The organism is Brevundimonas fluminis (assembly GCF_003934285.1).
Taxonomy (GTDB): domain Bacteria; phylum Pseudomonadota; class Alphaproteobacteria; order Caulobacterales; family Caulobacteraceae; genus Brevundimonas; species Brevundimonas fluminis.
Map to the genome: position 1 here is coordinate 436,783 of NZ_RQWJ01000003.1, position 21,281 is coordinate 458,063.

The 21,281-nt window shown below is 70.5% G+C and carries 23 protein-coding genes; 13 read left to right on the forward strand and 10 right to left on the reverse strand.

What is annotated here, in order from left to right:
• The first annotated feature begins 163 nt into the window (after positions 1-163).
• Positions 164-1,063 carry a UDP-3-O-acyl-N-acetylglucosamine deacetylase gene (lpxC, locus tag EFJ44_RS07075; protein WP_125256492.1) on the forward strand — a complete coding sequence of 300 codons (900 nt, stop codon included), beginning with the start codon at positions 164-166 and terminating at the stop codon, positions 1,061-1,063.
• Between the two features lie 41 nt (positions 1,064-1,104).
• Here lpxC and pgeF read toward each other — a convergent pair whose 3' ends face one another.
• From pgeF to lgt, 3 genes are read right to left on the reverse strand one after another with little or no spacing between them, the layout of a single operon-like run.
• A complete protein-coding gene (gene pgeF, locus EFJ44_RS07080; protein WP_125256493.1) occupies positions 1,105-1,875 on the reverse strand; it encodes a peptidoglycan editing factor PgeF in 771 nt (256 codons plus the stop codon).
• A complete protein-coding gene (locus EFJ44_RS07085) occupies positions 1,872-2,951 on the reverse strand; it encodes a class I SAM-dependent methyltransferase (RefSeq protein ID WP_125256494.1) in 1,080 nt (359 codons plus the stop codon). The genes pgeF and EFJ44_RS07085 overlap by 4 nt, the downstream gene beginning before the upstream one ends.
• Positions 2,948-3,820: a prolipoprotein diacylglyceryl transferase gene (gene lgt / locus EFJ44_RS07090; RefSeq protein ID WP_125256495.1), complete on the reverse strand. Its 873-nt coding sequence runs from the start codon at positions 3,818-3,820 to the stop codon at positions 2,948-2,950. Before lgt ends, EFJ44_RS07085 begins: the two co-directional genes overlap by 4 nt.
• Before the next feature lie 180 nt (positions 3,821-4,000).
• Between lgt and EFJ44_RS07095 the strand changes: the two genes are divergently transcribed.
• From EFJ44_RS07095 to EFJ44_RS07105, 3 genes are all read left to right on the forward strand, one after another.
• Positions 4,001-4,288, forward strand: coding sequence for an accessory factor UbiK family protein (locus EFJ44_RS07095; protein WP_125256496.1), 288 nt, complete (start codon positions 4,001-4,003; stop codon positions 4,286-4,288).
• An 80-nt stretch (positions 4,289-4,368) separates the two neighbouring features.
• Positions 4,369-4,872 carry a type III secretion system chaperone family protein gene (locus EFJ44_RS07100; RefSeq protein WP_125256497.1) on the forward strand — a complete coding sequence of 168 codons (504 nt, stop codon included), beginning with the start codon at positions 4,369-4,371 and terminating at the stop codon, positions 4,870-4,872.
• A complete protein-coding gene (locus EFJ44_RS07105) occupies positions 4,872-5,672 on the forward strand; it encodes a pyrroline-5-carboxylate reductase family protein (RefSeq protein WP_125256498.1) in 801 nt (266 codons plus the stop codon). Before EFJ44_RS07100 ends, EFJ44_RS07105 begins: the two co-directional genes overlap by 1 nt.
• Here EFJ44_RS07105 and EFJ44_RS07110 read toward each other — a convergent pair.
• From EFJ44_RS07110 to EFJ44_RS07120, 3 genes are all read right to left on the reverse strand, one after another.
• Complete coding sequence (locus tag EFJ44_RS07110; protein WP_125256499.1) at positions 5,652-6,137, reverse strand: hypothetical protein; 486 nt, start codon at positions 6,135-6,137, stop codon at positions 5,652-5,654. The genes EFJ44_RS07105 and EFJ44_RS07110 overlap by 21 nt on opposite strands.
• Before the next feature lie 64 nt (positions 6,138-6,201).
• Complete coding sequence (locus EFJ44_RS07115; RefSeq protein ID WP_125256500.1) at positions 6,202-7,545, reverse strand: ATP-binding protein; 1,344 nt, start codon at positions 7,543-7,545, stop codon at positions 6,202-6,204.
• 1 nt (position 7,546) lies between these two features.
• Complete coding sequence (locus EFJ44_RS07120) at positions 7,547-8,278, reverse strand: response regulator (RefSeq protein WP_125256501.1); 732 nt, start codon at positions 8,276-8,278, stop codon at positions 7,547-7,549.
• A gap of 76 nt (positions 8,279-8,354) precedes the next feature.
• Between EFJ44_RS07120 and EFJ44_RS07125 the strand changes: the two genes are divergently transcribed.
• Positions 8,355-9,233 (forward strand): branched-chain amino acid aminotransferase, encoded by an 879-nt coding sequence (locus tag EFJ44_RS07125; RefSeq protein ID WP_125256502.1) that lies wholly within the window; start codon positions 8,355-8,357, stop codon positions 9,231-9,233.
• Between the two features lie 31 nt (positions 9,234-9,264).
• Here EFJ44_RS07125 and EFJ44_RS07130 read toward each other — a convergent pair whose 3' ends face one another.
• Together EFJ44_RS07130 and EFJ44_RS07135 are read right to left on the reverse strand one after the other, a co-directional pair.
• Positions 9,265-10,122 carry a DUF4349 domain-containing protein gene (locus EFJ44_RS07130; protein WP_125256503.1) on the reverse strand — a complete coding sequence of 286 codons (858 nt, stop codon included), beginning with the start codon at positions 10,120-10,122 and terminating at the stop codon, positions 9,265-9,267.
• Between the two features lie 114 nt (positions 10,123-10,236).
• Positions 10,237-12,501 carry a pre-peptidase C-terminal domain-containing protein gene (locus EFJ44_RS07135; protein ID WP_164511877.1) on the reverse strand — a complete coding sequence of 755 codons (2,265 nt, stop codon included), beginning with the start codon at positions 12,499-12,501 and terminating at the stop codon, positions 10,237-10,239.
• Between the two features lie 139 nt (positions 12,502-12,640).
• On the opposite strand from EFJ44_RS07135, the gene EFJ44_RS07140 reads away from it, so the two are divergent.
• Together EFJ44_RS07140 and EFJ44_RS07145 are read left to right on the forward strand one after the other, a co-directional pair.
• On the forward strand, positions 12,641-13,915 hold the full coding sequence (locus EFJ44_RS07140) for a NupC/NupG family nucleoside CNT transporter (protein ID WP_125256505.1): 1,275 nt from the start codon (positions 12,641-12,643) through the stop codon (positions 13,913-13,915).
• A 30-nt stretch (positions 13,916-13,945) separates the two neighbouring features.
• Positions 13,946-14,563, forward strand: coding sequence for a glutathione S-transferase family protein (locus tag EFJ44_RS07145; protein WP_125256506.1), 618 nt, complete (start codon positions 13,946-13,948; stop codon positions 14,561-14,563).
• Here the strand turns inward: EFJ44_RS07145 and EFJ44_RS07150 are convergent.
• Positions 14,560-14,994 (reverse strand): PaaI family thioesterase, encoded by a 435-nt coding sequence (locus tag EFJ44_RS07150; protein ID WP_125256507.1) that lies wholly within the window; start codon positions 14,992-14,994, stop codon positions 14,560-14,562. The two genes, EFJ44_RS07145 and EFJ44_RS07150, sit on opposite strands and share 4 nt — an antisense overlap.
• A 47-nt stretch (positions 14,995-15,041) precedes the next feature.
• Between EFJ44_RS07150 and EFJ44_RS07155 the strand changes: the two genes are divergently transcribed.
• The 3 genes from EFJ44_RS07155 to EFJ44_RS07165 all read left to right on the forward strand — a co-directional run bounded on the left by EFJ44_RS07155 (position 15,042) and on the right by EFJ44_RS07165 (position 17,466).
• Positions 15,042-15,296, forward strand: a complete 255-nt coding sequence (locus EFJ44_RS07155) for a DUF3253 domain-containing protein (RefSeq protein ID WP_125256508.1) — start codon at positions 15,042-15,044, stop codon at positions 15,294-15,296.
• Entirely contained in the window at positions 15,293-16,288 is a 996-nt protein-coding gene (locus EFJ44_RS07160) for an alpha/beta fold hydrolase (protein ID WP_125256509.1), read from the forward strand. Before EFJ44_RS07155 ends, EFJ44_RS07160 begins: the two co-directional genes overlap by 4 nt.
• Positions 16,289-16,374: 86 nt before the next feature.
• Positions 16,375-17,466, forward strand: a complete 1,092-nt coding sequence (locus EFJ44_RS07165) for a Glu/Leu/Phe/Val family dehydrogenase (protein ID WP_125256510.1) — start codon at positions 16,375-16,377, stop codon at positions 17,464-17,466.
• Here EFJ44_RS07165 and EFJ44_RS07170 read toward each other — a convergent pair.
• On the reverse strand, positions 17,420-17,845 hold the full coding sequence (locus EFJ44_RS07170) for a hypothetical protein (protein WP_125256511.1): 426 nt from the start codon (positions 17,843-17,845) through the stop codon (positions 17,420-17,422). The genes EFJ44_RS07165 and EFJ44_RS07170 overlap by 47 nt on opposite strands.
• Positions 17,846-17,953: 108 nt before the next feature.
• Between EFJ44_RS07170 and fliF the strand changes: the two genes are divergently transcribed.
• From fliF to EFJ44_RS07185, 3 genes are read left to right on the forward strand one after another with little or no spacing between them, the layout of a single operon-like run.
• Complete coding sequence (fliF, locus tag EFJ44_RS07175; protein ID WP_125256831.1) at positions 17,954-19,603, forward strand: flagellar basal-body MS-ring/collar protein FliF; 1,650 nt, start codon at positions 17,954-17,956, stop codon at positions 19,601-19,603.
• On the forward strand, positions 19,603-20,637 hold the full coding sequence (gene fliG, locus EFJ44_RS07180) for a flagellar motor switch protein FliG (protein WP_125256512.1): 1,035 nt from the start codon (positions 19,603-19,605) through the stop codon (positions 20,635-20,637). Before fliF ends, fliG begins: the two co-directional genes overlap by 1 nt.
• Position 20,638: 1 nt before the next feature.
• Positions 20,639-21,280: a FliH/SctL family protein gene (locus tag EFJ44_RS07185; protein WP_125256513.1), complete on the forward strand. Its 642-nt coding sequence runs from the start codon at positions 20,639-20,641 to the stop codon at positions 21,278-21,280.
• The last annotated feature ends 1 nt before the right edge of the window (position 21,281 follow it).

Genomic DNA, 21,281 nt, shown 5'->3' on the forward strand with positions numbered 1-21,281 from the left:
GAACGCCCCGGCCTCCCGCCGGGGCGTTTCGCGTTTCTGGCCCGGCTCGAACCCGAAACAATCCGAAACCGGACTTTGGTTACCGGCTTGACCCGCTTCGACTAAGGAAGCGTGGGGCGAAATTCCGCACGCAGAGGCGGACGCGCAGTCGAAGAGAAATCTGGTGGCGGTCGTCGAAGACCATAGCGAGAAGACCCTGGTGGGCCCCGCGATCATCGCGGGCGTCGGCGTGCACACGGGCCGCCGCGTGCGCCTTGCCGTGCGTCCTGCGCCGACCGGAACCGGCATCGTCTTCGTCCGCACCGACGTGTCCGACGCCGACAATCGCATCCCGGTCTCGGGCGAGGCCGTGGTCGACGCGCGCCTGAACACCATGATCGCCAACGGGGCGGGCACGACGCTGTCGACCATCGAGCATCTGATGGCGGCATTCGCCGCCCTGGGCGTGTCGAACGCGATCGTCGAGGTGGACGGGCCGGAACTGCCGATCCTGGACGGGTCCGCCCTGCCGTTCGTGCAACTGCTGGACCGGGCCGGATTCCGCCGCCAGCCGCGCGCCGTGCGCTACGTCGAGATCCTCGAGCCCGTGCGGGTCGAAGACGGCGACAAGTCCGCCGTCCTGCTGCCCTGCGATCGCTACGAGATGCGCTTCGAGATCGACTTCCCGTCGAAGGTCATCGGCAATCAGGTCGTCGATTTCGTGGTGGACGAAGAGACTTTCCGCCGCGAGATCATGGCCGCCCGCACCTTCGGCTTCGCCCACGAGGTCGAGGCCCTGCGGCAGGCCGGGCTCGCCCGGGGCGGCTCGCTGGAAAACGCCGTGGTCATCGACGGCGACCAGATCCTGAACCCCGGCGGCCTGCGGATGGACCGCGAGTTCGTGAAGCACAAGGCGCTGGACGCCATCGGCGACCTGTACGTGCTCGGCGCGCCCCTTCTGGGCCGCTACGAGGGCGTGAAGGCGGGCCACGCGATCAACAACAAGCTGGTCCGCGCCCTTCTGGCCGCCCCCCACGCCTGGCGGGAGGTCGAACGCGTCCCGGAACTGGCGATGGCGGGCTGAACGGATCGACCTCTCCTCGTACCGAGAGGTGAGCGGCAGCGCTACCCCAGCCTGATCGCGCTCATCATCCGGCCGAAGTCCGGCTCGCCGTGCAGGAAGGCGCGGCGGTTGGAGTAGAAGCGCGCGGCGTCGGGGCGTGTGTCGTGCCCGGTCCAGGCGGCCTGGCCCACGCCCGCCTGTTCCAGCCGCCACAGAACGAATCCGGGCAGGTCGAAGAGGCGGCGGTCCGGCCGCTCGCCGAGGCGGAAGAAGCGGCCGCTGCCGGGGGCCTCGATCAGGAACCGGCGCTCGAAGGCCTCGTCCACCTCATAGCTCTCCTGCGCGATGCAGGGGCCGATCACGGCGACGATGCGGGCCGGGTCGGCGTCGGCCGTCTTCATCAGGTCGACGGTGGACTGGATCACCCCGCCCAGCGCGCCTTTCCAGCCGGCGTGGGCGGCGGCGACGACGCCGGCGACCGGGTCGGCGAACAGGATGGGCGCGCAGTCGGCGGTAAGGACGGCGCAGATGATCCCGGGCGTGGTGGTGGCCACCGCGTCGCCTTCAGGCCGGTCGTCCGGCCATCCCGTCTCGGCCAGCAGGGCGACGGCCGAGTGGATCTGGTAGGGCCCCGCAAGATCGCCGAGCTCGCCGCCCAGCGCCCGGGCGACGCGCGCGCGGTTCTCGCGCACCGCGGCCGGATCGTCGGCCGACCCGAGGCCGGCGTTGAGCCCCTCGTAGATGCCGGTCGAGACGCCGCCCTCGCGCGTGAAGAAGCCGTGGCGGACGCCGGCGCGCTCCAGCAGCGGGTGGGTGATCGCGTCCGGCGTCATGGCTCGAACCCCGGAACCGCCAGGCTGCGCGGCGCGAACACGGCGCAGGCCTTGAACAGCTCGCCCATCTGGTTCGGCGCGGTCAGACGGTCCAGCTGGCGCGCGACGACGGGGGCGGCCTCGGGCCGTGCCGTCGCCAGGGATTTCGCGCGGGCCTCGATGCCGAGACGGCGCAGGAACTCGCCCTGGGGCAGGCAGCCGGTGACGTCGGCGCCCGCGTGAAGGGCGGCCTCCAGCACGGAGGGAAAGTCGGCCCACTGGGTCACATCGGCGGCCCCGGGATTCGCCAGCGGGTCCACCTTCGCGTGGCGGGACAGGGCCTGCAGCGTGTCGCCGGGGCCGGGTCGGTCGCGGCCGTAGTCGATCAGCAGGGCGGCGCCGGTCGCGGCGGCGATCACTTCCGCGACCGCCCGGCCGAAGCCCGCCTGCGCGGCGGACATCTCCACGGTCTGCCCGTCGGCGACGTCGAAGGCCGGGCGCCGGAAGCCGCCGGTGATGGGGGACAGGACGAAGCCGAACTCGCCCGCCTCGTCGACCGCCACGCACCGCTCGCGCCAGTCGCCCCCCTTGCGGACGAACTGACGCGCGGGCAGGCAGTCCAGCACCTCGTTGGCGATCAGGATGACCGGGGCGTCGGTCTCCACCCGACCCAGGTCGGCGACCCAGCGCGGATGCACGTCGGCTTCGGCCAGCATGCGCGCCTGCACCTGGCGGAGGGGCGCGCTGGGCTCGATCAGGACCAGGTCGACGGCCTCGAGGAAGGTGGGATCCACGCGGGCGGCGCGGAGCGCGTCGACCATCAAGGCCCCGTCGCCGGGACCCACCTCCACCAGCCGCAGCCGCTCCGGCGCGCCCAGCCGCCGCCAGGTCTCGACCGCCCACAGACCGATCAGCTCGCCGAACATCTGACTGACCATCGGCGCTGTGATGAAGTCGCCGGTCGCGCCCAGCGCCGGCCGCGTCGCGTAATAGCCGCCCTGCGGATCGTGCAGGCAGCGGGTGACGTAGGCGTCGACGGGCATCGGCCCGGTCAGGGCGATCTCGCGCGCCAGCCGGGCTTTCAGCGTCTCCGTCATTCGACCGGGGCGACCACCGGCGGCCGGGACCGCGCCCGCCAGATCAGCCAGACGCCGATCACGATCATCGGGATGGACAGCAGCATGCCCATGGTGACCGTGCCGCGCAGCAGCTCGGGCATGTGGGCGTCGGGCTCACGGACGGTCTCAAGCAGGGCGCGGCTGAGGCCGTAGCCCGTCAGGAAGAGGCCGGTGACGTAGCCGGGCTTGGACAGGAGGCGCCATTTCCAGACGGCCAGCCACAGGATCGCGAACAGCAACAGGCCCTCAAGCCCGGCCTCGTACAGCTGGCTGGGATGCCGCGGAGCGTCGCCCGCGGGGCAGAAACCATAGGCGTCGATGATGCGGTCGTTGCAGAAGCGGACGGCCCACGGCACGTCGGTGGGGCGGCCCCACAGCTCGCCGTTGATGAAGTTGGCCATGCGGCCGAAGAACAGGCCGATGGGCACGGCCGGAGCGACGAGATCGCCCACGCTGAGCAGGGGCGCCTTCACCGCGCGCGCGTGCAGGAAGATGGCCAGGCAGACGCCGATCAGGCCGCCATGGAAGCTCATGCCGCCGTCCCACAGGCGCAACAGGGCCAAGTTGTCCGGGCCGGTGAACAGCTGGGCGTAGAGCTCGGGCTTGTAGAACAGGGCGAAGCCCAGCCGCCCGCCGCCGATGACGCCCAGCGCCACCCACATGACGAGATCGTCCAACTGGGTCGAGGTCAGCGGCGCCCGGTTGGGGGCCCAGGCCGCGACGCTCTTCGCCAGCCGCGCCGCATACCACCAGCCGAGACCGAGGCCCGCCACATAGGCCAGCGCATACCAGCGGATCGGCAGGGGGCCGATGTTGATCAGGACCGGGTCGAACTCGGGAAAGACCAAGGGGAACCTCCGCTGGGGTGTCTGTTCGCGCTTTAGCAAGCGTGGGGGCCGGCGTCGCGTGAAGATCGACGTGCGGCGTCACGCCGCCGCCATCTTCGGTTGGGAACACACCGCTGCGGCAAGGTTTCGTTTACCATATGGCAACCGACGCGCCGGACCTTCAGGGCAGGAGACATTCAGATGCAGACGCGCAATCCCCTGCTGGACGAGTTCGCCAAGCTGACGACCGGCGCCATGGGCCTGGCGCAGGCGGCCGGCGAGGAGGCGAAATCGGCGATGCGGGCCCAGACCGACCGTCTGGTCGCCGAGCTGGACCTGGTCCGCCGCGACGAGTTCGACGTTCTGAAGGCCGAGATCGCCGCGCTGCGGGCGGAACTGGCGGCGTTGAAGCCCGCCGCCGCGGCGAAAAAGAAACCTGAAACGGGAAGGTCCACAGGCGCGGTTCCCCCCAAGGACGCAGCCGGTTGAGCCGAATCCGACGCCCCGCCTACGGTCCCCCTGTCGGGCGTGAGTCGCGCCCGTCGCCGCAGATGATCGGAAACGCCTGAATGGACGCCGCAAGACCCGACGAGGTCGACGTCGCCTTCGACCCGCTGGACGTGGTCGAGCACGTGCTGAACGCGGAGAACCTGCCGTTCGACCGGACGGACGAGGGCGATCTGGCCTTTTCGCTGGCCGGAGACTGGCGGGACTATGAGCTGTGGTTCGCCTGGCGGCCGGAGGGCGACTGCCTGCAGCTGTGCTGCTCGCTGGACCTGCGGGCCTCGAAGAGTCGCCGGAACGCCGCCAACGAACTGATCGGCCTGGTCAATCAGAGGACGTGGATCGGCCATTTCGAGGTCTGGCCCGAAGACGGCGAGATCGTCTATCGCACCGCCCTCGCCCTGCCGCACGGCGATCGTCCGACGCTGGCGCAGGCGGCGACCATGATCGACGCGGCGGTGGAGGCGGCCGACCGCTATTTCCCCGCCTTCGATTTCATGATCCGCGGCATGAAGAGGCCGGCCGACGCCATCGCGGCCTGCATGTTCGAGACCGTCGGCTCGGCCTGATGGAGCGGCCGGTCGTCCTGGTCGGCTGCGGCCGTCTGGGCTCGGCCCTGGTCGAAGGCTGGATGCGGGCGGGACCGGTGACCCCCGCCGAACTGATCATCCTGACGCCGTCGCCAAAGCCGGTCGCCGAAGCCGCGCGGGCCGCTGGCGCGCGGATCAATCCCGACCCGGACGCCTTGCGGCAAGCGCGGTCGGTGGTGCTGGCGGTCAAGCCGGCCACGTGGCGCGGAGCCGCCGAGGCCCTGCGGGGAGCTCTGGCAGAGGACGCCGTCGTGGTCTCGCTGATGGCCGGCGTCGGCTCCGCGGCGATCTCGTCCGTGCTGGACAGGCGCGTGGCCCGGGTCATGCCGACCACGGGCGTGGCTCAGGCGCAGGGCGTGGCCGCCGTCTGGGCTGAAGGGGCGCGGAGCCGGTTCATGGCCTCGGAGCTGTTCCGGACCGTCGCCGAGGTGGTGGATCTGGCGGACGAGGGGCTGATGGACGCGGCGACGGCGACGGCCGGTTCCGCGCCGGCTTTCATCCTCGCCCATACGCTGGCGCTGGCGGAGGCAGGCGAGGCGCGGGGACTCGAGCGTTCGGCGGCCCTGGCGCTGGCGCGGGGCGCGCTGCGGTCCGCCGCGGCCGGGGCAGCCAGCGGCGACGCGCTGGAGTCGCTCATCGGGCGCGTGGCCTCGCCCGGCGGCACGACCCGCGCCGGGCTGGACGCCTCGAGGGCGGCGGTCAGGGACGCCGCCCGGACGGCGATCGACGCGGCGGTCGACCGCGCCCGGGAACTGGGCTCAGAGGGTCAGACGACCTGACGTCAGGGCCGTCGCGTAACGCGAATAGGCGCGCTCGGCGTCCTGCCAGGTCGTGAAGCCCATCACCTCGGAGATGGAGTGGCTGTACCAGTCCCAGCGCGGCAGCGGCTTCACCGTGCCGTCGGGCATGATGATCTCGCCTTCGATCTCGGCCCCGCCGATCGAGACGCTGCGGTGATAGTCGAGGCCCGGCTTGTCGGCCAGTTGCTGGAAGGTGGGCCGGTTCGGCCGGACGTCGAGCAGAACCAGATTGACGGTGGCGCCCTCGAAGCCGCCCCGGCGGACCAGTGCGCGGTGCACGACCTCTCCGAGTCGGTCGGCCTGCTCGCGAATGTCGCGCTGGCCGAGCTCGAGCCCGTGGCGCCTCAGTTCGCCGCCTATCTCGACGTTGACGGTCTGGGCCTGGGCGACGCCGGCGACTGCGGCGGCCCCGGCGAGGGAAGCGAGGAAGGCGATCTTACGCACGGCGACCTCCTTGGGTTGTCTGAAGCTTCACTATGCTCCTGAAATGGGAATTCGCGAAGCCTGATCAAGCGGGCAGGCGCAGGGCGGCCTTCAAACCTCCGAGATCGCTGCGGCCCAGGGTGATGTCGCCGCCGTGGCTCCGGGCGACGTCGCGGGCGATGGCGAGGCCCAGGCCCACGCCCTTGCGGTTCTGGTTGCGTGCCGGGTCGAGGCGCGAGAAGGGGCGGAAGGCCTCCTCATGCATGTCGTCGGGAATGCCGGGCCCGTCGTCCTCGACCGCGATCTCCACCCCGCCCGAAGGCAGGACGCGGGCGCTCAGGCGGACGACCTCCCCGTGCGCGGCGGCATTGTCGGCGAGATTGGCCAGCGCCCGACGGAAGGCCAGAGGACGCACCGTGACGGCCAGATCGGCGGGAGCCTCGACCTCGACCTTCGCGCCCGACCGTCCCGCGTCCTCCGCCGCGCGGTCCAGAAGGTCGCGGACCGACAAGGTCTGCGCCGGCTCTCCGGCCTCGCCTCGGGCGAAGGCCAGGTATTCGTCGATCATGTGCTCCATCTCGTCGAGGTCGGCGCGCATGGCGACGGCGCGTTTGAAGGCGGGGGCCAGGGCCAGTTCCAGCCGCAGGCGGGTCAACGGCGTGCGCAGGTCGTGGCTGACCGAGGCGAGGAGGGCGGTGCGCTGCTCGATGTGGCGCTGGATGCGTTCGCGCATGGCCAGAAAGGCCTGCGCGGCCGCGCGGACCTCGCGCGCGCCGTGCGGCTTGAAGCGGTCGTCGGTCTCGCCCCGGCCGAAGGCCTCCGCGGCCTCGCTGAGACGCTCTATCGCCCGGACCTGATTGCGGATGAACAGGATGGCGACCCCCAGCAGCAGGGCCGTCGCGCCCAGCAGCCAGAAGACGAAGATATGGGCCTGGGTCGCCACCGCGCGCTCGCGCGGGGCGATGACGCGAAGCACGCCGCCCGGCTGCTGGACCTGGATGTCGACGTAGGCGGGGTAGCGGGTGGTGTCGAACCAGAAGGGGCTGTCCAGGCGGGCCGCCAGGGCCGACTCCAGGGCGCGGTCGACGAGACCCGTGGGGCCGCGGCGACTTTCCGCGGGCAGCTTCCGGTCTTCCTGGAACGCCACGGACAGGGACATGAACCGCTCGGCGCGTTCGGCCACGACCGCCAGCCCTTCAGGCGTCGGGTTGCGCTCATAGGCGTCGGTCGCCCAGGCGACGTCGCCGGCGAGACCTTCGGACAGGCGGGCGTTCACCGTCTGCCAGTGGGCGTCGAAGAAGGCCCAGGTCACGGCGCCCTGCATGATCATCACCGGCACGACGATGATCAGCAGAGACCGGCCCCACAGCGTCTTGGGCAGCCGCCGTTTCAGCAGCCGCTTGAGGACGGGCGGGGAGGGGATCTTCATCTCAGTCCGGCGCCAGCATGTAGCCGACGCCGCGGACGGTCTGGAGATAGCGCGGGTTCTTGGGGTCCGCCTCCAGCTTGCGGCGCAGGCGGGTCACCTGGACGTCGACCGCGCGGCCGGTGACGTCGGCCGTGTCCGGCGACAGGCTGATGCGTTCGACCGGGGCGTGGGCGTGAATGGCCAGGGTCTTCAGAAGCTGGGCCTCGGCCTCGGTCAGGCGCTGGGGCTTGCCGTCGCGCAGCAGCTCCAGCCGCTCCATGTCGAAGACGGCGTCGCCCAGCTTGATCTCTCGGGGCGTCAGCGGCTTGCCGCCCGTGCGGCGCAGGATGGCGTCGATGCGCAGCGCCAGCTCCCGCGGCTCGAACGGCTTGGACATATAGTCGTCGGCCCCGCGGGACAGGCCCTCGATCCGGTCGCCGGGCTCGCCGCGTGCGGTCAGCAGGAGAACCGGCGTGGCCGAGGTCGCGGCCTGGGCCCGGATCCAGGTGGTCAGGTCGAAGCCGCTCTCGCCCGGCATCATCACGTCCAGCACGATCAGGTCGAACTCGATCAGCTCGACCAGTCGGCGCGCGGCGGCGGCGTGGGCCGCGCCGGTGACGCGATAGCCCTCGCGGGTCAGGAATTCCTTGAGCAGTTCGCGGATGCGGTCGTCGTCGTCCACGACCAGCAGGTGGCGGCCGGAGCCGGGACCGGCGACGGGACCCGAACGGCCATGGGAGCCGGCGCCGGCCATCAGGCGCGCGCCCCGACGTTGACGGGGGCTTTCGCGGCGGGTCTAACCCCGGTCAGGCAACGGGAGACGACGTTCAATGGCCTTCGTTCCTTTCGACGATCGTGACGGCTGGATCTGGATGGACGGCGATTTCGTGTCCTGGCGGGACGCGAAGACGCACGTTCTGACCCATGCCCTGCACTACGGCTCGTCGGTGTTCGAGGGTGAGCGTATGTACGCGGGCGAAATCTTCAAGCTGACGGAGCATTCCGAGCGCCTGAAGCGCTCCGGCGAACTGCTGGATTTCGACCTTCCGTACAGCGTGGCCGAGATCGATCAAGCCTGCAAGGAAACCTGCGAAAAGATGGGCCTGTCGGACTGCTACGTCCGGCCGGTCGCCTATCGAGGGCCGGAGCAGGTCAGCGTGACCGCCGGCGCGACTAAGATCCACGTCGCCATCGCCGTCTGGGACTGGCCGAGCTATTTCGACGCCGAGACCAAGGCCAGGGGCATCCGGCTGGAGTGGGCCAAATGGCGCCGCCCCGACCCGGCCACGGCCCCGTCCGCGGCCAAGGCGGCGGGCCTGTACATGATCTGCACCCTGTCCAAGACTGCGGCGGAGAAGCGCGGCTATGCCGACGCCATGATGCTGGACTGGCGCGGCTACGTTGCCGAGGCCACCGGCGCCAACGTCTTCTTCGTGCAGGACGGCGTGATCCACACCCCGCCGGTCGACGCCATCCTGGACGGAATCACGCGCCAGACGATCATCGCCATGGCCCAGGCCAAGGGTCTGGAGGTGGTCGTGCGCCACATCCGGCCCGAAGAACTGGCGGGCTTCAGCGAGTGCTGGCTGACCGGCACGGCGGCCGAGGTCACCCCGGTGTCGGAGATCGGTGAATATCGGTTCAAGCCGGGCGCGATCACCTTGGGGCTGATGGAGGACTACTCCCGGCTGGTGCGGCGTCAGGGCTGAGGACCGGGCCCAGGTCCCCAGCCCCTGGACCTCAGGCGGCCGCCGGACGCTTGCGGCGGCGGATCGCCCACCAGGTCACCCCGGCGATGCCGACGACCGGCAGCAGGATCGATCCGGCGGTGATCAGGACGGCCAGCATGCCCATGGACAGGCCGAAGGCGTCCTGAAGGGCCCGCACCACGGGCCGCGTCGGGCTGTCGGCGGCAAGCGCGCCGCCCTGGCGATAGTCGATGGCCAGGGTCGCGGTCCGAACCCTTGCGTCGAGCCGGCGGGCCTCGAGCGCGAGCGCGTCCTGTCGCCGGCGCAGGTCGGCCAATTCCTGCTCAATGGCCAGCCGTTGTTCCAGCGTGCCGCCGCGGCGCGTCTGCAGGTCGCGGATCCGGGCGGCCAGATCGGCCTCGGTGCGGACGCCCTGATCCGCCTCCTCGATGCGGGTCGTGAGGTCTTCGCCCTCGGTGACGGCCGTTTCCAGGCGACCTCCGGCGTCGCGCGCGTCGGCTGCGAGGCCCGCCCGGAAGCGGTTGATCCAGTCGGGCTGCCCGCGCAGCTCGAGCCGGCCACCCGGTCGGCGCGAAGACCAGTCTGCCTGGGCGGACACCACCCGGCAGAAGCCGGGTCCGGCGGCGGCGCACGTCAGCTCGTGCCGGCTCATCAGCTCGGCGCCGCGATCGCGGGGCACCGAGAGGGCATAGGCGAAGCCGTAGGCGATGCGCGCGACCGGGGCGGGGAGGGCGGCCGTCGGCGACGTCGGCGCCGCCATGTCCGAGCCGGCGCCCGCCTCGGCCGGGGCCGACGCGATCTCCGCCTCGCTCGCCGGCTCTTCGGCGGCCTGCTCGCACCCCGCCAACACCAGAACGCCCGCCGCGGCGAGCAAAAGTCCCTTGCGCATCGTCGTTTCTCCCTGTCCCGTGTCGATCACGGTTTCGTGATGGCGCGCCCGGATGGGGTCGGATTCAGGGCGAGGGAGAAGCGGAAGCGGGGCCGTTTGCGCGCGGATTGATGGCTAGGCCCGCGCCACCCGCACGACGACGTCGTCGACCTGCACTCCGCCGCGTTCGACCACCAGGTTCTGGTAGCTGCGCTGGCCGTCGGCGGTCTGGGTGCGGACGTCCGCGGCGTCGATGGCGTAGCGGCGGCGCAGGTATTGGGTCAGTTCCCCGGCGGTGATCATGTCGTCGCCGTCGGCGTTGGCCTCGCCGCCCAGACCCGTGCGCAGGAAGTGGGACAGATAGCCGCCCGCCTGAAACTTGCCGGCGACGGCGCTGGTCAGATCCTCTTCCGACGAGAACATGCCCATGATGCCCGGGCGGGTGACGACGTTGCGGGCGAAGCCGCCGGAGAAGCAGCTGTCCAGCACGATCATGGCCATGCGGGCGTTCACGGTGGCGAACATCCGGCCCATCTCCTGGTCCGAAATCTCACCGTCGACCATGACGATGGTCTCGGTCCTGCCGTCGGGTTCCATGGCGCTGACCGTGCCGGGGCCCTGCGAGCCGTGGCCGGAGTAGAAGAACAGGAAGATGTCGTCGGGACCCGCCTGGGCGGCGACCTGGGCGAAGGCCGCCTTGACCGCCCCCACGGTGGCGTCGGTGTTGGTGATGACCACGCTGGCGGGGTTCAGCAGGCCGTCGCGGCGCAGGTCCTCGGCCAGCTTGAGCGCGTCCTCGTCGGTGTAGGGCAGGTCGGAGGCGTAGCCGCCGTATTCCGAGATGCCGACCATGACGGCGAAGATGCGCGGCCCGCCCTGTACCCGCTCCTGCCGCGGCGTGCCCAGGCTGAGGCCGGCGGTCAGGCGATAGGCGCCTGTCTCGCCGCCGTTGAACGAGGTCACGGCCACGTCGTAGGCGCCGTCCTGGGGCAGGACGAAGTCGATGCGGCTGTTGGTGCCGTCGGGACCGTCGTCGTTGTTCTCGGCGACGTCGCCCGGCCCCAGCAGGAACAGGTTGGTGTCGAAGGCGTCGCTCTCGGCGGTGATGGCGACGCGTGCGCCGCGGCGGCCGGTGAACTGGTACATGTCGACGTACTGGCCGTCGTCCAGGGTGGCGTCGCCGCGCGACAGCATGCCCTCCCGCACCACGCCGTCCTCGAAGGCGGCCACGGTCGAGGCGGTCTGGGTCGGTGCGACCTCCTCCCCCGCGCGGCCGACGGCGAGGATGAAGTCGCCCGTCTCGCCGGGTTCGAAGCTGGTGGCCACGACCTGGTATTCGCCGTCGGCGGGCAGGGTCACGATCAGACGGCTGTTGGTGCCGTCCTCGCCCGTCTCGTCGTCGTCGTTGGCGGCGGAGAAGTCGTCCGGGCCGGTGATGAAGACGTAGGGGTCGAAGCCCGCCGAGCGCAGGCGGAGTTCGATGCGGTCGCCCGCCCGGCCGTTCAGGGCGTAGGCCTGCATGTACTCGCCGGAGCGGAGGGTCGGGGCGTCGGAGGACAGGCTGCCGGACTGGGTCTGGCCGATGGCGAGGGTGGCCAGGCTGGCCACGACGGGCGCCGGCTCCTGCTCGGCGCCGGCGTGCGAAAGCAGAAGGGAATAGTCGCCCGTCTCGTCCGCCTGGTAGCTGGTCGCGTAGATCCGGACCTCGCCGTCCGACGGCATGACGAACTCGACGCGGCTGTTGACCGAGCCGCGACCGGGCTCGTCGTCGTTGTCGGCCTCCAGATCCGTCCCCCGGATCATGAGATAGGGGTCGAAGGCCCCGGAGTTCAGGCGGACGACGTAGGTCTCTCCCGGGGTGCCGCGAAAGGTCCAGCGGTCGGTGAACTCGCCCGCGTCCAGACGGTCGTCGCCCAGCGCCAGGCGGCCCGCGCCGGTCTGGCCCAGCGTCAGGTCGCCACCGCCCTCCTGGCCCGAGGCGGGGCCCGCGCCCTCGACGACGCTGAGCAGATACTCGCCGTTCTCGCCCGGCTCGTAGGTCGTGGCGCTGATGCGGTACTGGCCGTCGGCCGGAAGGCGCACGGTCAGGCGGGCGTTGGTCTCGCCCGTGGCGCGGTCGTCGTTCCACTCCGACAAGCCGCCGGGTCCGCGCAGCATCAGATAGGCGTCGATCTCGGTCGAGCTCATGCTGATGGTGACCTGCTGGCCGGCGCGGCCCTGGAAGGTCCAGACGTCGACGTATTCCCCTGAGTCGAGCTGCTGGTCGCCGTCCTGAAGCCGCCCCGCGGCTTCCCCGCCGACGGAGATGCGCGACTGGGCCCGGGCGTCGCCGGCTCCGATCGCCAGCAGCGTCAGCGTCGCCGCCAGCCCCAGCAGAAAGTTCCGAACCACCGGCGCCATGATCGCTCCCCCAAACGTCAGCCGAACGACGCTACTCCAGTCGGGCGCGGGCTGGGAAGCCGACCGAATCTGACGACCCTTGCCAAGGCCCCGGCCGCGGCGCTCTAACGAGGCGAAGCCTTCGGGAGGGGCGCGCCGCATGTTCTCCACGCTGAACGCCCAGGCCCTGTTGGGCGTGCTCGTCGTCATCGCCGCCTGCTGGGGGCTGTCGGAGAATCGGCGTCGGTTCCCGTGGCGACTGGCGATCGGCGCGGTGGCGGTGCAGGCCGCGCTGGTGCTGGCGCTGTTCGCGATCCCGGGATCGCAGGGCGTGCTGGCGGCCATCACCGGCGCCGTCGACGGTCTGGCGCGCGCCACGAACGAAGGCGCGAAGTTCGTGTTCGGCTATCTGGCCGGGGGCGATCAACCCTATGCGGTCTCCAATCAGGGGGCTCTCTTCACCTTCGCCTTCCAGGTCCTGCCGCTGATCCTCGTGATCTCGGCGCTGTCGGCCCTTCTGTGGCACTGGAAGATCCTGAAGTGGATCACCTGGGGCTTCGGCCTGCTGTTCCAGAAGACCATGGGACTGGGCGGCGCCTCGGCGCTGGCCGTGGCGGCCAACATCTTCCTCGGCATGATCGAGAGCCCGATCGTGATCCGGGCCTATCTGGACAAGCTGACCCGGTCCGAGATCTTCCTGATGATGGTCGTGGGGCTGGCGACCGTGGCGGGGTCCACCATGGTCGCCTATGCGGCCATACTCGCGCCGGTGCTGCCGAACGCGGCGGGCCACGTGCTCGTGGCCTCGATCGTGTCCGCGCCGGCCGGCGTTCTGCTGGCCCGGATCCTGATCCCGGAGGCTCCCGGCGAGGGCGGCGAGGTCGCGGACTATCGCTCCAGTCTGAAGTACGACAGCGGCATCGACGCCATCGTGAAGGGGACGTCCGACGGACTGATGGTGGTGCTGAACATTTCGGCCATCCTTATCGTGTTCGTGGCGCTGGTCGCCCTGGTGAACGTCATGCTGGGCGGCCTGTGGCTGTTCGACGGGCCGGTGACGGTGGAGCGGGTGCTGGGCTGGCTGTTCATGCCGCTGGCGTGGCTGACGGGGGTGGAGTGGTCCGAAGCCGGCGTCGCCGGGCGGCTGCTGGGCGTGAAGCTGACGCTGACGGAGTTCGTGGCCTTCATCCAGCTGGGGGCCGTTCCGGAGGGCGAGATGAGCGAGCGGACGCGCATGCTGATGACCTATGCCCTGTGCGGCTTCGCCAACATCGGTTCGGTCGGCATCACCGTGACGGGCCTGTCTGTGCTGATCCCCGAGCGGCGGCAGGAGGTGCTGGGCATGGTGTGGAAGGCGCTGTTCGCCGGCTTCCTGTCGACCCTGATGGCCGCTTCGGTGGTCGGGGCCTTGCCGATGGCGGTTTTCGGCGGATAGTTTCGCAAAGAAACTGACTGCAGGGCCGTCATGAGACTTTTCACCTCCCAACGCGCGCCCAATCCGCGCCGGGTCCGCTGGGTCATGGCCGAGAAGGGCCTGACCGACGTCGAGATGGTGGAGGTCGATCTGCTGGCGGGGCAGCACCGCACGCCGGAGTACCGGACGAAGGTGGGAGTGCCGCACGTGCCCGCGCTGGAGCTGGACGACGGGACGACGATCTCCGAGTCGATCGCCATCTGCCGCTATCTGGAGGCGCTGCACCCCGAGCCCAACCTGTTCGGCCGCGACGCGCGCGAGCAGGCGGTGATCGAGATGTGGACGCGCCGCTGCGAGATGTATCTGGCCAATCCGATGATGCTGAACGTGCGCTTCAGCCACCCGGCGCTGGCCGCTCTGGAGGCGCCCCAGCCTCACGTCGCGGAATGGAGCCGGGTCGGCGCCGAGAAGTTCATGAAGACGCTGGACCGTCGTCTGGCCGATCACCAGTGGATCGCCGAGGACCGGTTCACCATCGCCGACGTGGTGGCGGTGGTCGGCCTGGATTTCGCGCGGCTGATCAGGTACCGGCCGCCTGCCGAGCTGGAGAACCTGGCGCGCTGGCTGGAAGCCGCTCGCGCCAGGCCCGCGGCGCAGGCGGGGTTCTAGACGCGCTTCTCGAACTTCCGGATCACGCCCGAGTAGGTCATCAGGATGCGCTCGCCCGTGGTGATCTGGCCGCGCGCGAAGATCAGGCTCTTGCCGGCCTTGACCACCTCGCCGGTCGCCTCGATCAGTTCGCCGACGTAGGCGCCGTCCACGAAGGTGGAATCCAGCGACACGGTCACGCCCGAGGCGCCTTCCATCTCCTGATAGGCGGTCTGGAACAGGGCGATGTCGGCGAAGGTCATCAGGCAGCCGCCGTGCATCCGGTTCCCGGCGTTCATGTGTTTCGGCTCGGCGCGAAAGGCGCAGCGCATGCGGCCGTCGGGGTCAGGCCGGAAATAGAAGGGGCCGACCACCTGATCGAAGGTGCCGTGCAGGTCGTAGGTCTGCCATCCGGCGAATTCGCCCTCGGTGACGGTGATCTTGGCGACCATCTGGGTTTCGGCCTTCTTCTCGTTGCTGCGATGCGGGATATAGGGGCATGAGCGATCCGATCGAAGCCGAGATTTTCGACCAGCTGGCGAAGCGCGACCCGGGCAAGAGCATCTGTCCGTCCGAAGTGGCCAAGGCCATCGCCCCCGAGCGCTGGCAGCGCGAGATGGGCAAGGTGCGCGCCGTGGCGACCGGCCTGGCGCGGCAGGGCCGGCTGGTCATCACCAAGAAGGGCAAGCCGGTGAACCCCGAGGCGTTCAAGGGCGTGATCCGGCTGAAGCTGCCGGAGACCGCGCCGGAGTGAGGCGCGCGGCGGCCCTGATCGCCGCTCTGGCGCTGGGCGCCTGCGCGACGCCGCAGGTGCAGGCGCCGCTGACGCCGCCGGCGGGGTTCACTGGACCCGGGATCGAGGCCGACGCCTTCGTGGTGCGGGACGGGGCGCGGCTGGCGATGCGCCGCTGGGCGCCGATGAGCGGCGAGCCGGACGTCGTGATCGTGGCGCTGCACGGGGTCAACGACAGCTCGGCGGCGTGGCGGCTGGCCGGTCCGTGGTGGTCCGAGCGGGGCGCGGTCGCCTATGCCTATGACCAGCGCGGCTTCGGGCGCTCGCCGGGGCGTGGAGTCTGGCCGGGCGACCTGATGCAGGACGACCTGCGCGACGTGGTCGATCTGGTCAGGGCGCGTCACCCCGGCCTGCCCGTCGTGGTGGTGGGCGAGAGCATGGGCGGGGCGGTCGGCATCGCCGCCTTCGCCTCTGACGATCCGCCCGATGCCGACCGGCTGGTCCTGCTGGGGCCGGCGGTGTGGGGCTGGTCCAGCCAGAACCTTCTGAACCGGGCCTCGCTGTGGGTGACGGCGCGGGTCGCCGGGACCTATGCGGTGGAGCCCCCCGAGTGGGCGACCCGCGACCTGCTGGCCTCGGACAACCTGATCGAACTGGTCCGCAGCGGTCGCGACCCCGCCTTCATCACGGCGACGCGGTTCGACGTGGTGCACGGTCTCGTCGATCTGATGGAGGTGGCCGCGCGCGATGTGGGCCGAACCGGCGTGCCGACGCTGCTGCTGTACGGCGCCCACGACGACCTCGTGCCGAAGCCGGCCATGCGGCGGGCGCTGGAGCGGGCGGGCGAGGCGCCCGACCTGCGGACCGGGTGGTACGACGACGGGCGGCATCTGCTGAACCGGGATCTGTTCGCCGTCACCGTGTTCGCCGACGTGCTGACCTTCGCCCGTGATCCTTCGGCGCCATTGCCGTCGGGCGCGCCCCCGGTCCAGCCGCGGCTCCGCTCGCGGTGACGTGACGTAAGGGCGCCTTGCCTCGGCCCCTTTCCCCGCGTAAGGGCCGCCGCAACAAAAATACCCAGGAAAGGCTCGAACAGGGCATGACGCTGTTTGATTCCCCGTCGTTCGCGAACCACGAAGGCGTTCACGCCTTTGCTGACGAAAAGACCGGCCTCAAGGCGATTGTTGCGGTGCACTCGACCGCGCGCGGCCCGGCCGTGGGCGGCACGCGCATGTGGAACTACGGCTCCGCCGCCGAGGCGCTGGAGGACGTGCTGCGCCTGTCCCGGGGCATGAGCTACAAGAACGCGGTCGCCGATCTGGAGATGGGCGGCGGCAAGTCGGTGATCATCGGCGACTCCAAGACCCAGAAGACGCCGGAGCTGTTCCGCGCCTTCGGCCGCGCCGTCGATCAACTGGGCGGGAACTACTACGCCGCCGAGGACGTCGGCGTGTCGGTCGAGGACATCGCTCAGGCGCGGACCCAGACCGAGTACGTCGTCGGCCTGTCGGGCGGCAAGGAAGGCTCGGGCGATCCCAGCCCGGTGACCGCCGAGGGCGTGTTCCGTTCGACGCTGACCGTCGCGCGCCGCCTGTGGAAGCAGGACGACCTGACGGGCCTGACCATCGCCGTGCAGGGCATCGGCCACGTCGGCGGCTATCTGGCCGACAAGCTGCACGCCGCGGGCGCGAAGCTGATCGTGACCGACGTCAACGTGCCGCTGCTGGAAGAGGTCGCGGCCCGCACGGGCGCCGAGATCGTGGCGCCGGACGCCATCTATGACGTCCAGGCCGACATCTACGCCCCCTGCGCGCTGGGCGCGACGCTGAACCCGCAGACGCTGGACCGCCTGACGGTCAAGGCGGTGGTCGGCGCGGCCAACAACCAGCTGGCCACGCCGGAGATCGGCAAGATCCTGTTCGATCGCGGCGTGCTCTACGCGCCCGATTACGTCGTCAACGGCGGCGGCATCATCAACGTGGCGTCCGAGCTGAAGGCCCGCCAGACGGGCGGCGCCTACGACCCGGCCTGGGTCGAGGGCAAGCTGAGCCGCCTGATGGAGACGCTGGAAGAGGTGCTGGACCGTTCGGCGTCCGAGAAGCGCCCCACCCACGAGATCGCCGACGCGATCGCCGAGGCGCGTATCAAGGCTGCTGCGGAGGCCAAGGCGGAACTCGCGGCCGCTGCTTGAGGTCGTCCGACCAAGGCGTCTCTCCCTTGGTCATCTCGCCGAGCGACTTGGGCCGGCGCCTGAAAGGGTAGTCGGCCACGCCGCCCGGTAGAAAGTTCGCCAGCGGCACGCGCCAGAGCCTGAAGAGGCCAAGCGCCGCTGGAAGGCCGAGCACCGGCGTCAGTATGAGCCACCCAAAGTAGAATGCGTCTTCGATGAATATGCCTCTGCCTCGACGGCGCAGAGGGTTTCGTCCGTACTCGGTCATCCATTCCGGTGCGATCTCCCGTGCCTCGCGGAATAGCCAGACCCAGAGTACCGTGAAGATCGCGAACAGCAGGATGCCGCACGCCGTGGCGGCGGCTGCCCGATAGATCCATGCCTCCCGCTTTCCCAGCATGTTTCAACCCTCGTCCAACGTCCTTAACGCCGCATTTACCACGGTCCCGGCAGTTTCTGCCTAGCGGGCGCGTTCGGATGTCCCGCCGGTGTTTCAGGGCGGGTGCGCGTGGGCGGCTTCTCGGCGGCGGTGCAGAGATTCGGGATCGGTCGCCTGGCGGCCGTTCTGGGCGTGGCGGCGGGCGTGACGGCGGTGCTGGTGGCGGTGATGCTGCGCATCGGCCAGGCGCCCGACGCCCTGCTGTACTCCAACCTCGACCTGCGCGAGGCGTCGGAGATCACGACGGCGCTGGACAGCGCCGGCATCAAATACTCGTCCAAGGGCGACGGCTCGACCATCTTCGTCAGCCGCGACGAGGTCGGCACGGCGCGCATGTTGCTGGCCGGCAAGGGCCTGGTGACCCAGGGCTCGGTCGGCTACGAGATCTTCGACGAGCAGTCGGTGCTGGGACAGACGGAGTTCCAGCAGAACCTGAACGCCAAGCGGGCGCTGGAAGGCGAGCTGGCGCGGGACATCATGTCCCTGCGCGGGGTGTCGATGGCGCGGGTGCGCATCGCCCTGCCGGAGCGGGCGCTGTTCCAGGCGCAGGCGGCCGAGCCGACGGCCTCGGTCGTCGTCGGTCTGGGCGGACGAGAGATGACCGCCGAGAACGTGCGGGCGATCCGCAATCTGGTCGCCTCGGCCGTGCCGAACATGAAGCCGAACCGCGTCACCGTGGTCGACGACATGAACCGCACCCTGGCCGCAGGCGGCGAGGACGACGGCTTCGGCGCCGCTGCCGAGCAGGCCAAGACGGGCACGGAGCGTCAGCTGCAGGCGCGGGTCATGGACATCGTCGAGGGCGTGGTCGGGCCGGGCGCGGCACGCGTGCAGGTCACCGCCGAGATCGACCACAGCCGCCAGACGACGCAGGAGCTGCGCTACGACCCTGACGGTCAGGTGGTGCGCTCGACCGCGACCAACGGCTCGACGGCGCAGGACACCTCGGCCCAGTCCCTTGGGGGCGCCACCGCGACGGAGAACATCCCGGGCGGTGAGGGGCCGGCCGCCGCGACGGTCGGGTCGACGCAGCAGGACACTTCGGAGACCATCAACTACGAGATCTCGAACACCACGACGACGACGGTGAAGGAGCCGGGCGAGGTCCGCCGCCTGGCGGTCGCGGTGGCCGTCGACGGCAAGTGGACGCCGGGCGCGAGCGGGGCCGAGCCGACCTATGCGCCGCGCACGCCGGAGGAGATCGCCCAGATCAAGGCGCTGGTCGCCGCCGCCGTCGGCATCGACGAGGCCCGCGGGGACAAGCTGGAGGTGACCAACGTCCGCTTCGACCGCGCCGCCCTGCCCGGCGGCGGGACCGAAGGCGGCGACGGCATGTTCGATTTCGGCAAGAACGACGTCATGCGCGGCGTCGAACTGCTGATCCTTCTGATCACCGGCATCCTTCTGATCTTCTTCGTGCTGCGTCCGCTGCTGAGGGCGGCGACGGGCGGCGGGGGAGCCTCGGCGGCGGGGATGCCTGCGCTGGCGGGCGCCGGTCCGGGCGGGCCGCAGGTGACGCAGATCCAGACCATGCCCGCCGGCATGGGCGGCGGCGCGGTGGCGCAGCTGACCGGCCCGAGCGAGATGGAGCAGCGGCTCGACATCGCCCGCATCGAGGGACAGGTGAAGGCCTCTTCCGTGAAGAAGGTGGCCGACTTCGTCGAGAAGCACCCGGAGGAATCGACCTCGATCCTCCGCAGCTGGGTGCATGAGGGCTGATGGCCCGGCTCGTCACCAAGAAGGCGGCGGTCGAGGACGCCCGGAAGCTGACCGGGCCCGAAAAGGCCGCGGTGGTCCTGCTGTCGCTGGGCGAGGATCACGTGCGGCTGTGGCAGGGGCTGGACGAAGACGAGATCAAGGAAATCTCGCAGGCCATGGCCACGCTCGGCACCGTCTCCTCCCAGGTGGTCGAGGAACTGCTGGTGGAGTTCGTCTCCGGCATGAGCGGCTCGGGCGCGGTCCTGGGCAGCTTCGAGCAGACCCAGAAGCTGCTCAGCGCCTTCATGCCCCCCGACCGGGTCGAGGGGATGATGGAGGAGATCCGCGGCCCCGCCGGCCGGACCATGTGGGACAAGCTGGCGAACGTGAACGAGGCCGTTCTCGCCAACTACCTGAAGAACGAATACCCGCAGACCGTCGCGGTGGTCCTGTCAAAGATCAAGCCGGAACACGCGAGCCGGGTCCTGACGGCCCTGCCCGAGGACTTCGCCCTGGAGTGCGTGCAGCGGATGCTGCGCATGGAGCCGGTTCAGCGGGAGATCCTGGACAAGATCGAGCAGACGCTGCGGACCGAATTCATGTCGAACCTCGCGCGGACGTCGAAGCGCGACAGCCATGAGATGATGGCCGACATCTTCAACAGCTTCGATCGCCAGACCGAGGCGCGCTTCATCGGCGCGCTTGAAGAGCGCAACCGCGAGGCGGCCGAGCGCATCCGCGCCCTGATGTTCGTGTTCGAGGATCTGGCCAAGCTGGACCCGGGCGGCATCCAGACCCTGCTGCGCGCCGTCGACAAGGACCAGCTGGGACTGGCCATGAAGGGCGCGTCGGAAAGCCTGCGCGAGCTGTTCTTCTCCAACATGTCGGAGCGCGCCGCCAAGATCATGCGCGAGGACATGGAGGGCATGGGGCCGGTGCGTCTGAAGGACGTCGACCAGGCCCAGATGACCATGGTCCAGGTGGCCAAGGATCTGGCCGCCAAGGGCGAGATCATGCTGGCCGGCCAGGGCGGCGACGACGAGTTGATCTACTGACATGAACGCCGCCCGACCCTTCGTGTTCGACCAGGAGTTCGCCGAGGACGGCCGCGTGTTGCGGGCCGCCGACCGGCGTCCGGCCCGGCGTGCCTACCTGCCGGCGGAGGTGGAGGCGTTGGTGGCCCAGGCCGCCGCGGACGCCCGGGCGCAGGCCCTGGCCGAAGTCGAGGGACGGCGCGCCGCGGCCCTGACCGTGATCGCCGACGGCGTCGCGCGCGGCGTGGCCGCGCTGTCGGAGGTGGCGCAGCGTCATCGCGAGGAATCGGCCGGACTGGCCCTGTCCTGCGGGCGCGTGCTGGCGTCGACGGCGCTGGAGCGATTTCCGGCCGGCGCCGTGACGGCGGCGATCGAGGCGCTGGGACGCGAGATCGAGGCGCAGGGCCGGCTGACGGTGCGCGCCGCCGGGCTGGACGACGAGACGCGCCGCCTGATCGAGGACGCCTGCGCGCAGGCCGGACACGCGGGGGCCGTGGCCTTCCGCGACGATCCGTCGATGCCGCCCGCCGCCTTCGAGCTGAGCTGGGCCGACGGCCGCGCCGAATATGATCCGGACGGGGCCGCGCGCCGTATGGCCGACGCCCTGAACTCCGCCCTGGCCGCCGAGGCCGGGCACGCCGAACCGATCGATCTGGGAGCCTGAC

Excerpts from the sequence above, each read along its gene's own strand:
- fliG (WP_125256512.1), top strand. The coding sequence starts at position 19,603 with ATGGCCCGGCTCGTCACCAAGAAGGCGGCGGTCGAGGACGCCCGGAAG.
- EFJ44_RS07185 (WP_125256513.1), top strand. The coding sequence starts at position 20,639 with ATGAACGCCGCCCGACCCTTCGTGTTCGACCAGGAGTTCGCCGAGGAC.
- EFJ44_RS07130 (WP_125256503.1), bottom strand. The coding sequence starts at position 10,122 with ATGCGCAAGGGACTTTTGCTCGCCGCGGCGGGCGTTCTGGTGTTGGCG.
- EFJ44_RS07145 (WP_125256506.1), top strand. The coding sequence starts at position 13,946 with ATGAGACTTTTCACCTCCCAACGCGCGCCCAATCCGCGCCGGGTCCGC.
- EFJ44_RS07115 (WP_125256500.1), bottom strand. The coding sequence starts at position 7,545 with ATGAAGATCCCCTCCCCGCCCGTCCTCAAGCGGCTGCTGAAACGGCGG.
- pgeF (WP_125256493.1), bottom strand. The coding sequence starts at position 1,875 with ATGACGCCGGACGCGATCACCCACCCGCTGCTGGAGCGCGCCGGCGTC.
- EFJ44_RS07085 (WP_125256494.1), bottom strand. The coding sequence starts at position 2,951 with ATGACGGAGACGCTGAAAGCCCGGCTGGCGCGCGAGATCGCCCTGACC.
- EFJ44_RS07125 (WP_125256502.1), top strand. The coding sequence starts at position 8,355 with ATGGCCTTCGTTCCTTTCGACGATCGTGACGGCTGGATCTGGATGGAC.
- EFJ44_RS07120 (WP_125256501.1), bottom strand. The coding sequence starts at position 8,278 with ATGGCCGGCGCCGGCTCCCATGGCCGTTCGGGTCCCGTCGCCGGTCCC.
- EFJ44_RS07155 (WP_125256508.1), top strand. The coding sequence starts at position 15,042 with ATGAGCGATCCGATCGAAGCCGAGATTTTCGACCAGCTGGCGAAGCGC.
- EFJ44_RS07150 (WP_125256507.1), bottom strand. The coding sequence starts at position 14,994 with ATGGTCGCCAAGATCACCGTCACCGAGGGCGAATTCGCCGGATGGCAG.
- EFJ44_RS07170 (WP_125256511.1), bottom strand. The coding sequence starts at position 17,845 with ATGCTGGGAAAGCGGGAGGCATGGATCTATCGGGCAGCCGCCGCCACG.
- EFJ44_RS07100 (WP_125256497.1), top strand. The coding sequence starts at position 4,369 with ATGGACGCCGCAAGACCCGACGAGGTCGACGTCGCCTTCGACCCGCTG.
- EFJ44_RS07135 (WP_164511877.1), bottom strand. The coding sequence starts at position 12,501 with ATGGCGCCGGTGGTTCGGAACTTTCTGCTGGGGCTGGCGGCGACGCTG.
- EFJ44_RS07140 (WP_125256505.1), top strand. The coding sequence starts at position 12,641 with ATGTTCTCCACGCTGAACGCCCAGGCCCTGTTGGGCGTGCTCGTCGTC.
- EFJ44_RS07105 (WP_125256498.1), top strand. The coding sequence starts at position 4,872 with ATGGAGCGGCCGGTCGTCCTGGTCGGCTGCGGCCGTCTGGGCTCGGCC.
- EFJ44_RS07165 (WP_125256510.1), top strand. The coding sequence starts at position 16,375 with ATGACGCTGTTTGATTCCCCGTCGTTCGCGAACCACGAAGGCGTTCAC.
- EFJ44_RS07095 (WP_125256496.1), top strand. The coding sequence starts at position 4,001 with ATGCAGACGCGCAATCCCCTGCTGGACGAGTTCGCCAAGCTGACGACC.